Source organism: Nostoc sp. (genome assembly GCF_036919675.1).
In the GTDB taxonomy this organism is placed as follows: Bacteria; Cyanobacteriota; Cyanobacteriia; order Cyanobacteriales; family Nostocaceae; genus Nostoc.
Map to the genome: position 1 here is coordinate 1 of NZ_JBALCP010000042.1, position 12333 is coordinate 12333.

Sequence of the window (12333 nt, forward strand, 5' to 3'; positions counted from 1 at the left end):
AATTGGAAAATGTGCCTCGAATGTTACAACTTCGAGCTGCTTATCTCAATGGTCAACTTACTAACTGATATTTTTGCAAAGGTGAGATGCTCCCATTACTTTAGCTTCACACCATGCTAGTCAAATCCTTGTTAAAAATTTTAATGAGTTAATTTCTGCATTTGTAAAGTATGAGATTCCAATAATAGTGATAGATGAAGTTACTAAAGATGAAATGTTAACTGCTTTCCAAAGAATAAATACAACAGGAACAAGACTGTCTAAAGAGGATATTTTAAGAGCTAGAAAAGAATATATGGGCGAAGATGAGCTTTAAATATTAAATCTCAAGTCTAGGAGAAAGAAAAATTGTGGGTTGCTTCCAATTATTAAAAGCAAATCAAACAAGTTGAGGATTTTGTTGTGTAAGTACAAGTTTGAGTATCCACGCCACCTATTTTTTTAGTTTTTTATCTTGCCCATTGCTGCAAAATATAAGCATAAAAAGCCTCTTTATCTACCTTATCCATTGCATAGATTTTCCGACCACCAGAAACTACTTTAGTACGCCCCTGACTAAGACCAGTGGTGATAATTTCTGTTTCCCATTCGCCCAATTGATAGAATTCCGGGTGTCCCAGATAAGCTGTTGCCAGCACATCCCAGAAATAATAATCTTGGGGGATAACTAGTGCATAACATTGTCCAGCTAAATCAGAGATGGGATAATGGCGTTGTCGTCCCATTTTTTGCACTAATTCCGATGTGAATGGAACATTATTAGTTAAATCCAAAGGACACATAATAATTTCAATTTGCGTTTGCCATACCCGCGCTGCTGAAATTGCGTCCCAATAAACATTCCATTCGGCAGAACCATCTTGTCCTGCTTCCAGACTTTTTTCCACATTACCACCAACATTCAACGCACCCCCCATCCATACAATTTTGTGAATCTTGGCTTCAATGTCTGGTGCTTTGTCCAAGGCTACTGCAACTGTGGTCAAAGGCCCAGTTATTATCAACGTTACGGGGCTTGATGCGTTACGTAACACCTTGATCATAAAATCTTGACCTGTTTCGGCAACCAGAGACGTAGTGATGGTTTCGCTTTGATTGAGAATGGGGAGATGGTCAACGATAAACGAATCACGGCGATAGAGAGTAGGAAATGGATTGATACCGCGCACAGTGCTTTCTGCAACCGGGATATGAGAAAATCCCATCAAATCGAGAATTTTACGTGTGGCGCTAACAGCTGGTTGGACATAACAATCTGCTGGAGTGACGACAACACCAAGGAGTTCAATATGATCCATTGTCAACAGCAGCATAGTTGCTAGATAATCATCTACACCGCCATCGTGATCCATTAATACTAGTTGTTTCGACATAAAAGGAGAATTAATATGGATAAGTTTATGGAAGCAGCAATTCAAGAAGCAAAACAAGGCAGACAAGAAGGTGGAATTCCCATTGGTTCGGTTCTCGTCAAGGATGGCAAAATTCTCGGCAGAGGACACAATAAACGTGTGCAAGACGCCGATCCTGTCACTCACGCCGAAATTGATTGTCTCCGCAATGCTGGGAGAGTTGGCAGCTACAGAGGTACTACACTCTATTCAACTTTAATGCCGTGTTATCTGTGCGCTGGAGCAGTGGTACAATTTGGCATTAAAAAAGTCATCGCTGGAGAATCCAGCACTTTTCCTGGTGCCAAAGAATTTATGGTATCTCACGGTGTGGAAGTAATTGATCTTAATCTTGACGAATGCGAACAAATGATGAGTGAGTTTATTCAAACTAACCCGGAACTTTGGAATGAAGATATCGGTAATTAGAGACGCGATTAATCGCGTCTGTACAAGAGTTAGGAGTAGCCCTGCCAAGGTGACTTTTGATCGGAGAATTATGGCAGGAGCGATCGCTATCTCAAAAGGAACACACAACAACAGGGTAAATACTGGGTGCAATCTTTGAACGATTTGTCAAACAAAGTCCAGTCAGTGTGATGATCCGGGGGCTGATAGAAAGAGGCTACTCATCACTTCTAACCCAGCAAAAGTGTGCTGTTATTATCAATCAGGGGAATTCCACTAGTAGCCATACCTGGATTGGGCTGTGATGCATTATAGGTCTGAATATAACGCCGCACTTCTAGCGGAAAATCAGGGTAATCTAATACTGCATCCCCATCAGCAATAGTTGACCAGAAGTCTCGCAAACTAGGAGCTAATTCTTTTGCCTGTGATAATGGTAAGTTTAATGGAGAGTGAGTTAGTAGCTTGACTAGGAAGGGGAAAGAGCGATCGCCCATCCACTGCCGCGATGACTGTTGCAAGTCGGGGAACTCAGGCACTGACTCTACCCGATGGGATAAAATTTGCAACGATTCTTTACCTTGGTTATCCCGATGAAACTCTAGCACCCGGTAAGGGTGAGGATAGCTAACTAAAGAGCCAGTGGTAATATCATATACTCCATCTGAGTAAGCAATATCCTGAACATGCAAATGCCCGGTAAATACTAGCTTGACTCCGTAGCGCCTTAGCAACTGCAACAGTTCTGCTGAATTCGCTAACATATAGCGATTTGCCAGTGGGTGGCTCGATTGATTGGGCAAATGCTCGACCACATTATGATGCACCATCACCAGAACTAATTCATCACCAGACGCCGCTAGCACCTCTTCTAACCACCGTAGCTGTTTGGTATCCAAATACCCCACCTGCTCTCCCTGGTCATTAAAGGAGTTAGAATTCAGTCCAATCAGCTTAACTCCAGGCAGCAACTGACGAATGTAGTAAATCTGCTGTGGATCGTCATAGCCAAACTTCGTATAATAGTAGGGAAAATCTGCAAAAGCGATTGATTGCTGATCAGCCAACAGCACAGGAACGTCATGATTACCAGGAACAACATAGACGGGAAAAGGTAGTTGGGCTAACCGTTGTTGCAACCAAGCGTGGTTTTCTGGTTCGCCGTGCTGGGTTAAATCTCCTGGCAACAAGAGAAAATCTAAATCGAGTTGTGTTAAATGTTCTAGTACACTTTCAAACGCCGAGATACTGACTTCTACCAGATGAAATCTGCTGGGATGATCCCAGATTGTGTGGGGAAGTGCCAGGTGTAAGTCGCTGACTACTGCAAAGCGAAAATTGAGAGCCATTGATTTATGAAAATGTTAAAAACAGGGGTTAAAATAAGCCTTTTCCCAAAAGTATAACCCTTACTTTCTCTCCCTGCTCAAGAGTGCGTCTATTTAACATTTGTATACATTAAGCATCGGTTAGACCCTATGGTGATAATTAACTGAAGGTAATAATTCAATAGTGTTAGCGGCACAAAATGTAATCGTTTAGTTTCTTGGTTTCTCTACTACTCCCATTTTCGATAAAATAACTTAGCAGATCACCAAGGAACAGGTTCAGAATCATGCCTCACGCTAGTATTGGGATTATTGGTGGTAGCGGTCTGTATAAAATGGATGCGCTCAAAGATTTAGAAGAGGTGCGAGTCGAGACTCCCTTTGGTTCACCATCGGATGCTTTGATTTTGGGGACTTTGGATGGTACACAGGTAGCTTTTTTGGCGCGTCATGGCCGCAATCACACGCTTTTACCGTCTGAGTTACCGTTTCGCGCTAATATCTATGCGATGAAGCAATTGGGTGTAGAGTATTTAATTTCAGCTAGTGCTGTGGGTTCCTTGAAGGAAGAGGCGAAACCACTGGATATGGTGGTGCCAGATCAGTTTATTGACAGAACTAAAAATCGGATTTCAACGTTTTTCGGTGAGGGAATTGTTGCTCACATTGCCTTTGGCGATCCGATTTGTAAGAACTTGGCTGTTGTGTTGGCAGATGCGATCGCATCTCTGAATTTACCACAAGTTACTCTGCATCGCGGCGGTATTTATGTGTGCATGGAAGGGCCAGCTTTTTCCACTAAGGCAGAATCGAATCTTTACCGCAGTTGGGGTGCAACAATCATTGGGATGACGAATTTACCAGAGGCGAAGTTGGCAAGGGAAGCCGAAATTGCCTATGCAACCTTAGCGCTGGTGACAGATTACGATTGTTGGTATCCAGATCACGATAGTGTGACAGTGGAGATGGTGCTTGGCAATTTGCTGCGGAATGCTGTGAATGCTCAAAAGGTGATTCAAGAAACTGTGCGGCGCTTGAGTGAAAATCCACCGCCGAGTGAGGCGCATTCGGCGTTGCAGTATGCGATTTTGACTCAGTTGGATAAAGCACCAGCGGCGACCAAGGAAAAGTTAGGGTTATTATTGCAGAAGTATTTGTAATATTGGTGATGATGGCGCACCATCATCACCAATATTACAGGCGATGTCTACGATGGGCTGTTCGGCGTCGCACTTTCTCAATTGACAAAACTAATCCACCGACTCCACCCAATGAAACGTCAAATAATGTTGGATGTCCAAGGATGTCCAGAGTTTATGTAGCAGCAAACTTAGATACCATTCTTCAGCAGTAACCTGTACCCCCATCTGAGTCAGATCAATAATTCCCGAAGCTACAGTGCAGTTGCAGGCAATTACCGACAGGACAAAAAAGTGCTCAAAAAGCTAAATTTTTTCGAGTAGAGATTTTTTCTTTCTATGTTTTTGTTACAATTAGTGAAATTTATACCTAAAAATACCACTATGGCTTTATATGCTGAATTACATAGGCACTTGGGCGGCTCGGTCGTACCCCGAGTTTTATGGGGATATTTCGAGCGACATTCTTCGGAGTTGATGTCCCGCTTTAGTGACTATTCAGAATTTGAAGATTTTTACACTCGCCCACGCAATACCCTAGATGAGTATCTAGAATTACATACCCTGGTAGAAAGTGTGCAAACTGTGGAGACTTTGCCTTATTTTATCTATCGCTTGGTGCGGGGTGCTTACATTTTTGAAAATTTAGCTTATTTGGAACTGCGCTACACTCCTTATTTACGGACACCTGAGCATCTGAATCAATCACAGAGAATTGACAAGATGGCAGAAATCGTGCAAGTAGTCGGACTTGCCAGCCACCAGCCAGAATATCCGATTGTTACTAGCCAAATTCTTTGTATGCACACGCGCCTACCCTATGAGGTGAACAAGGCGATTGTTGATTTGGCGGCGCAAAATAAGCAGTATGTCTGTGCAGTAGATGTAGCAGGAGGTGATAGCTATTATGCCGATCGCTTAGATGAATGGATTAGCTTATATGATTATGCGCGATCGCTGGGCGTTAACACCACGGGACATCTATATGAAACCACCGCCGGTTGTTACCCTGAACTGTTACCCTATTTGATGCGAATCGGTCACGGCATCCAAATCCCCCTACTGTATCCAGAGTTACTTAATGATGTAGCTAAACGCGGACAGTGTTTAGAGGTTTGTCCCACAACTTACCTGAAAACTGGTACTTTGCAAGATATACGTCAACTCAAATTAGTTTTTGACCGTTGTTTTGATGCTGAAGTCGATATTGCTATATGTACTGATAATGCTGGGTTGCACAATATGCGTCTGCCATTTGAGTATGAGAATCTCTTGACTTACGACATTATTAATTTTGCACAACTACAAGCTTGTCAGGATGCTGCTTTCCGTCATGCCTTTGCTTGGCCTTACAGTCAACGCCCTGCATCCCTACTGAATGGGTTGCTCAAACCTGAACCACCTAAAGTTTTAGCAATGAGAGACACTAATTAACCATTACCTAAAGGGTGAGGATGAGCTTAAGCACTCCGCTGTAGTGATCATTTCTGTATTGCTAATTTATCTACGGCAATCTTGATCATGTGCAATCGCCTTTAATAGATCGTCGATGATCGCATAGACTGTAATATATTTCATTTAGCATATTCCCCTCCCTTTTTCTGACTGGAGGGTATTTTATTGCACAAAGCGATCGCCTGAATCAATAACTAGCAACTTGAGTGAGTCATAAGCTTTTCTTGCTGATAATCTTAGAAGCAATTTATCAAAAATCGCCTTTTAATTGAGCTTTCTTGACAATTAATCAAAATCTCTCGAAAATTCGCCTGCTGATCTTTTTCAACTTCCTCATCTTTGCCCCACTTTCTTTGTTACCAGAAGCTATAAACTATAATTTATGGCATCTACTATTCAAGCTCTACCAACAGAAGTCGTATATCTCATTACAGCTGGTGAGGTAATCGACTCTTTAGCTTCTGTGGTGCGGGAATTGATAGAAAATTCCCTAGACGCAGGTGCAACACGAATTGTGGTTTCTCTATGGCCGCAACAATGGCGAATTCGTGTGGCAGATAATGGTTGTGGAATGAACCTAGATGATTTGCAACAAGCAGCCACAGCCCACAGTACCAGTAAAATTCGCTCTAGTGCCGATTTATGGAAAATTAATAGTTTAGGGTTTCGTGGTGAGGCGTTGCACAGTTTGACGACTCTGGCAGATTTGGAAATTTTGAGTCGTGCTGTGGGTGGAAAATTAGGATGGCAGATTAGCTATGGCAATGGTGGGGAAGTTGTGCAAGTTGAAGTAACTGCGATCGCACCTGGTACAGTGGTTACAGTTTCTCATCTTTTCGGTAATTGCTCATCTCGTCGTCAGGGATTACCCACAGCAGCACAGCAAATGAAAGCCGTGCAAGCCACAATTCAACAAATCGCCCTATGTCATCCCCACGTCACCTGGCAGATTTGGCAAAATGACCGTCAATGGTTTACCATCTGTCCTGCTGCCACAACTGGGCAACTGCTACCGCAGATTTTACCCCAGCTGCGACAAGGTGACTTGCAAGAAGTGAAACTCGAACTCCCCAACCCGCCAAACTCCTGTACAGACGCGATTAATCGCGTCTTTGCCCACTCCTCACTAAATTTAGTGGTAGGATTACCCGATCGCACTCATCGTCATCGTCCAGATTGGGTACGTGTAGCCATCAACGGACGGATGGTTAAGACACCGGAACTAGAGCAAACGATATTATCAGCATTTCACAGAACATTACCACGCGATCGCTATCCAATTTGTTTCTTACATCTTGCCATTTCTCCCGATCAAATTAACTGGAATCGCAATCCAGCAAAAACAGAAATTTATCTTAACGAAATCATTTATTGGCAAGAGCAAATTACTCAAGCAATTAACCAAGCACTCAGCATCTCTTCTACCAATCTCAAAGAAGCTGTTCACACAACACGAGTTAGTAAATTACTCAAAGCCGCAGAAGCCAAAGGCGGCTATAATTTCAATCCTCAAAATCCCAACGAAGATCACAAAAATCCTAACTCCTTAAAGGCTGTCGCTCAAGTTAGCAACACCTATATTGTGGCGGAACATCCACGTGGTATGTGGTTGGTGGAACAGCACATTGCCCATGAGCGAGTTTTGTATGAGCAATTGTGTGATAATTGGCAACTTGTGCCCGTCGAACCTGCAATCATTCTTTATCAATTGTCGCCAGCGCAAGTATCGCAACTGCAACGCATCGGTTTAGAAATAGAACCCTTTGGCGAACAACTTTGGGCTGTCCGTAACATCCCTGCACCTTTACAGCAGCGAGACGACTGTGCAGAAGCAATTTTAGAACTTAGTTGGGGAGGCGACTTACAAACAGCCCAAGTAGCTGTCGCTTGTCGCAGTGCCATTCGTAACGGTACACCTATGAATCAACAAGAAATGCAGACACTTTTAGATAATTGGCAACGCACTCGCAACCCTCGCACCTGTCCCCACGGACGCCCAATTTATCTCTCCTTAGAAGAATCAGCTTTAGCCCGGTTTTTCCGGCGTAATTGGGTAATTGGTAAAAGTCATGGAATTTGATGTTTTCGGTAATGCCAATACTCGCCCCTACTTTATCAAGGCAAACCATGATTTATATAAGGGACTTCCAGTTAAAAAAACATCCCATCGTAGGGGCGCAAGGCCTTGCGCCCCTACAAATGTACAAATAATTTTGGATAATTTATTTTTTGTCAGTCCCATATGTAATATAACGGTTATCGACAAGCGTGAGTTACAATTTTGACCTCTTTCCAAACCTCTCTCCTAAAAGGAGAGAGGCTTTGAATTTTTCCCCCTTCCCGCTTCGGGAAGGGGGTTAGGGGGTTAGGTCTATTTGCATACTTGTACCTTACCTGATTGAAAATGGCTATAGGTTAATCAGTTGTTGCTGTAGTCAATCCCAACTTTTTATCTAAAAAATCTTCTTCTAAGGTATTTCCGTTATCGCGTAACCAGTTTTTTGCAACTTGATAGTTAGGAACTTGAACGGCAACTATATTCCAAAATCTAGGGGTGTGATTACTTTCTAAAAGATGGGCTAATTCATGCACAATTAAGTAATCAATCACAAAGACTGGAGCTTTCATAATCCTCCAGTTAAAGTTTAAATTATTATTAGGTGTACAACTACCCCATCGGTATTTTAAATCAGAAAAAAGTATTTGATTATATTGCACACCCAAAGATTCAGCAAAATCTTTTACTTTCGGGGGAAGTTTAATATATGCGCGTTTAATGTACCAATCGCGGAATAATTGAAAAGCAGTTTCTTGATGACAACGTGATATTAAAAAGCGAGAGTGAAAGCGCACATTAGGAACTTGATCGTCAGTGATTTCTAAATGGTAATTTTTACCTAGATATAACAAAGTCTCCCCAGATACAAATTCCTTGTAAGTGGTTTTATCTGGGTATTTTTGATTATGATTTAGTTTTTCATAAAGCCAGAGTTTTTTAGATTCAACCGCTTGGTGAATTTTCTCTTCAGATAGCCCTATAGGGGCGCGAACTAATATTGTTTTATCTCGTTCTACTGAAAGGGTAACGCTTTTACGTTGAGGCGAATAAATAATATGATAATCTAGCTTCATTGGTTATTCTCTGCTCAACTTAGCATGGTTTTCTTTTGACCATTCTAGCAGACGAGAGATCAGTTCTTTCCTTTGTTGAACAATATTAGGATAGGAAACAAAATCAGGAGAAAGAAAGAGTTTTTGTAATTCTTCTTTCAGTCGGTTTTGTGCCGGGATTGAAGCCCAAAATCCAGCAGTTTGAACTTCTTGCTTAATCAAATTGAAGGTATGTAAAGTTAAGTTGACATCTTGGGTAATCTCATCTTCATTCAGTTCGCGGTTATCAAATAGTTGGGCTTTGAAAATACGAAAAATTGGCATTTGAGTTTTCCGATCTAGCCCATAAGTGTTTTCTTGTTCCTTTGATTTAATCTCCTTTCTCAGTTTTTCTACTTCTTCATATATGCGTTCCCAATTATCTGCAAATTCTGTTAATATTTGTTCTAATTTATCCGAGAAGGAAAGGAATAATTCAGGATCTTCGTTAAGATTTAAGTTGATATAATGTCTAATTGCGTGTTCTACTGTGGCGGCTTTAGTTTTTGTGCGGGTACGGCTGTTGATAAGGGTTTCAAAGTTATCATCTATAATAGAAATTGGTGCGACTTTCTGCTCAATGCCGTGAGATTTGAGAAATTCATCAGCAATGTTACGCAATTTTTTAGGTATGCCTTTAAGACTAAAACGTGCATCCCGAAAATGTTTATAAGCTAGGTGATTAATCGCAATAAAATTTTTGTAATCTTGCCAGTAATCCAGGGCTTCTTTACGTGGCATAACTACATTAAAGGTTTTGGTTAGTTTTTTAAAGGCGAGAATATATGCAAAGCGGATATCTTCATCATAGAATAAGTCATAGAAGGCATCGGCATCAGAAAAATCTGTTAACTTGTATTGTTCTAAGAAGTTCCATACTTCTCGATTTGCTAAGATTAAATCGTTAATTTCTTGTTGTTCGTCACGGATTTGGCTAATGATTTCTTGTTGTTCTTTATCTTGATAAGTATCTAAAGCTTTTTTGAGATGATGTCCAATGCCAACATAATCAACGACAAAACCTTTATCTTTGTGTTCTTCTCCTACTCTATTGACACGGGCGATCGCTTGTAATAAATTATGATCTCTAATCACTCTATCTAAATACAAAACTTGTTCGATGGGAGCATCAAAACCAACCAATAGCATATTATTGACGATAATTATCCCGACTTTGCCATTGATGGATGTATTTCCGGCTGTTTCAGTTGCATCAAAGGATAATTTAAAGGGTTGAATGCTGGTATTGTGATAGTTACTATTCGTGTAAGTTTTAATATGAGGCGGATCGTTATTATTCCCAGAAATCACTACAGCCGTCTCTAATTCTCGCAGTCTGGCTATATTGATATTGAAGGGATTGTTGACTTCTAATTCTGTAATTTTGCCTTCAATGGCTGCATCTAAACATTGTTTATATCTCCAAGCTGCTTCTCTGGATGTAGCGACGACTTGGGCTTTAAATCGTCCAGAAAAGACATATTCAATATAATGATCTACCATATCACGGGCTTTTGCCTCGATGATGGGCATGGCTTCTAAATAAGCGTCACGAGTTCCATATCCCAAAATTTGCAAGCGTTCACTTAAATTATATTCACTGAAAACATCGCTAAATTTAGCATCCATTCCGGCTTTATCGCTAATTTCGGCGTTGTGGGTACGTCCTTCGTAAACAATTTCTAAGGTTGTTCCGTCTGCAATGGACTCCCTCATGGTGTATTTGTCGATATAGTCGCCAAAGGTTTCTTCGGTTTTATCAATGGGAGTTCCTGTATAGGCGATTCTGGTAGCATTGGGTAAAGCACGGTCTAAATTTGTCCCCAGTTGTGTATATTGGGAACGGTGCGCTTCATCAATCATCAGCAAAATATTTGGACTTTCGTTTAATTTGGGGAAAATTATCTCTAAGTCTTTTTCTTGGAATTTTTGCATCATTGCCATGACAATATCGGGCGTATCATTGGCAAGTGTTTAATAAGGGTTCTTCAACGTGGTTTTTTTCATCTAGTCGAAGGTTTTCTCTATGATTTTGGGATGCACTCATGGTTTGTTAGTAAGGGTTTGACGGAGGTTTTTCCGGTTAAGAGGTCTTGCATTAAGCCGAGTTTAATAAAATTTAGCTTTTCACAACTTTGATATAAAATTACAAGTTTGTCATCTATGGTTTTTAAAATTTTTGCTACTCTATTTTGTTCCTCTAATTTTCTTGGAACAGTAATTAATAAATTTGCAACTGTTGGTAGATTTAATCCTGCTTTAGCACCAGATTCATTAAGTTGAGGAATAGACTGTTGTGCAGTGTGACCAGCTAAAAAATTTCCTAACCACCAAGGATTAACTCTATCTTGATCTAAGGTTATGAGTGCTATGTGTTGGTTAATATATGCTTCTCCAAAATTTTCTGGTACAACACCAATAATGCCTAAATCTGCGGTAACTGAGACTAATAAATCACCAGTTTTTAGCAAAGTTCGCTTTGCTTCACTGCTTAAAGGAGGTGTTACATACTGTACATTATCAAGTCGCAAATTGATGTGTTCCCTAGTTAAATTACCTATTCGTATAAACTTTGCACCTTCATCTGAATAATAGGATGCCCAAAATCTTGATCCACTTGTAATTTTCAATGTTACGTTTTCTAAACGAAAAATATCCCACTCATCGGGAATCATCCCTAAAGGCGATCGCTTAAATTTATGAGTACTTGGATCGCGTAGTTGACCATGTTCATCTATCCCGCGAGTCAGGAGGTCTTGCATTAACCCGGTTTTGATTCTTTTGTACTTAGCGATGAGGGTTTCTGTTTGTGCGATCGCTTTATCTATTTTTGATAATACTTCTGCTATTTTAGATTGTGTACTTATTGATAAAGGTACAGGTATTTTTATTTTACTTAATGCAGCTTTAGAGATTTCTGAAAAAGTTGTACCCTCGCCTTTTTCTTTAATTAATTTAACTCTAAATAAAAGGTTGTAATAGTGAAACTCTGGATCTTGTTCTGGATTAAAAACAATACTTTTACACCCTTGATTTGTACAGAAATTAGTAGTAGGTAACGCAAGATAACCAATGGGAGCGCGAGATGATATTACTAAACTTTTTGCAGGTAATAATTTAGCTGAACAGCTTTGAAGACCTGCAATTGTAATTTTACGCTCACTTGAATGAATAAATAGGCTCTTAATTTCACTTAAATCATTGGGAGTAATCCAAGCAATATCACCATTCCAAAAGTCTTGATTATGAGTTGAGGGAGTTGAACCAGAATAAATAGTACCTAAATCACTAATATATTGAATTTTCCAATTTTCAGCATTTACATTTATCATAATTTGCAAACTAAATATAATTAAGTCGTAGATTGGTTTGAAGAACGAAACCCAACAGAAACACAAAAATTTCGGGTTTCACTGCATTCCACCCAACCTACAGTATAAAATCATAGCCATACTTATATTT

Annotated in this window: 10 protein-coding genes and 1 pseudogene; 5 read left to right on the forward strand and 6 right to left on the reverse strand. The window is 40.3% G+C overall.

All coding sequences use genetic code 11. The annotated features are described in order from the left end of the window. Window positions 1-187: 187 nt before the first annotated feature. On the forward strand, window positions 188-316 hold the full coding sequence (locus V7K49_RS08045; RefSeq protein ID WP_335205147.1) for a hypothetical protein: 129 nt from the start codon (window positions 188-190) through the stop codon (window positions 314-316). 133 nt (window positions 317-449) lie between these two features. Here V7K49_RS08045 and V7K49_RS08050 read toward each other — a convergent pair whose 3' ends face one another. Next, window positions 450-1373: a nucleoside hydrolase gene (locus V7K49_RS08050; RefSeq protein WP_335205148.1), complete on the reverse strand. Its 924-nt coding sequence runs from the start codon at window positions 1371-1373 to the stop codon at window positions 450-452. 15 nt (window positions 1374-1388) lie between these two features. Between V7K49_RS08050 and V7K49_RS08055 the strand changes: the two genes are divergently transcribed. Further along, window positions 1389-1820: a nucleoside deaminase gene (locus V7K49_RS08055; protein ID WP_273764613.1), complete on the forward strand. Its 432-nt coding sequence runs from the start codon at window positions 1389-1391 to the stop codon at window positions 1818-1820. 209 nt (window positions 1821-2029) lie between these two features. Here the strand turns inward: V7K49_RS08055 and V7K49_RS08060 are convergent, their stop codons facing one another. Further along, the gene (locus tag V7K49_RS08060; protein WP_334866461.1) at window positions 2030-3148 is read right to left on the reverse strand and encodes a metallophosphoesterase family protein; all 1119 of its coding nucleotides are present in this window, start codon (window positions 3146-3148) and stop codon (window positions 2030-2032) included. A gap of 266 nt (window positions 3149-3414) precedes the next feature. Here V7K49_RS08060 and V7K49_RS08065 point away from each other — a divergent pair, with 266 nt between their 5' ends. The 3 genes from V7K49_RS08065 (at window position 3415) to mutL (ending at window position 7801) form a co-directional block, all read left to right on the forward strand. Next, a complete protein-coding gene (locus V7K49_RS08065; RefSeq protein WP_334866462.1) occupies window positions 3415-4287 on the forward strand; it encodes an S-methyl-5'-thioadenosine phosphorylase in 873 nt (290 codons plus the stop codon). 363 nt (window positions 4288-4650) lie between these two features. Then, the gene (locus V7K49_RS08070) at window positions 4651-5700 is read left to right on the forward strand and encodes an adenosine deaminase (protein WP_335205149.1); all 1050 of its coding nucleotides are present in this window, start codon (window positions 4651-4653) and stop codon (window positions 5698-5700) included. Between the two features lie 403 nt (window positions 5701-6103). Next, window positions 6104-7801 (forward strand): DNA mismatch repair endonuclease MutL, encoded by a 1698-nt coding sequence (gene mutL / locus V7K49_RS08075; protein ID WP_335205150.1) that lies wholly within the window; start codon window positions 6104-6106, stop codon window positions 7799-7801. A 335-nt stretch (window positions 7802-8136) separates the two neighbouring features. Here mutL and V7K49_RS08080 read toward each other — a convergent pair whose 3' ends face one another. The 4 genes and pseudogenes from V7K49_RS08080 to V7K49_RS08090 all read right to left on the reverse strand — a co-directional run bounded on the left by V7K49_RS08080 (window position 8137) and on the right by V7K49_RS08090 (window position 12203). After that, window positions 8137-8853 (reverse strand): M48 family metallopeptidase, encoded by a 717-nt coding sequence (locus tag V7K49_RS08080; protein WP_335205151.1) that lies wholly within the window; start codon window positions 8851-8853, stop codon window positions 8137-8139. Between the two features lie 3 nt (window positions 8854-8856). Next, window positions 8857-10404 carry a type I restriction enzyme subunit R domain-containing protein gene (locus V7K49_RS08085; protein WP_442948656.1) on the reverse strand — a complete coding sequence of 516 codons (1548 nt, stop codon included), beginning with the start codon at window positions 10402-10404 and terminating at the stop codon, window positions 8857-8859. Between the two features lie 60 nt (window positions 10405-10464). Beyond that, window positions 10465-10824, reverse strand: a pseudogene (locus tag V7K49_RS34605) (restriction endonuclease subunit R); the annotation flags it as partial. A 71-nt stretch (window positions 10825-10895) separates the two neighbouring features. Further along, window positions 10896-12203 carry a restriction endonuclease subunit S gene (locus tag V7K49_RS08090; RefSeq protein ID WP_335205152.1) on the reverse strand — a complete coding sequence of 436 codons (1308 nt, stop codon included), beginning with the start codon at window positions 12201-12203 and terminating at the stop codon, window positions 10896-10898. Window positions 12204-12333 lie beyond the last annotated feature (130 nt).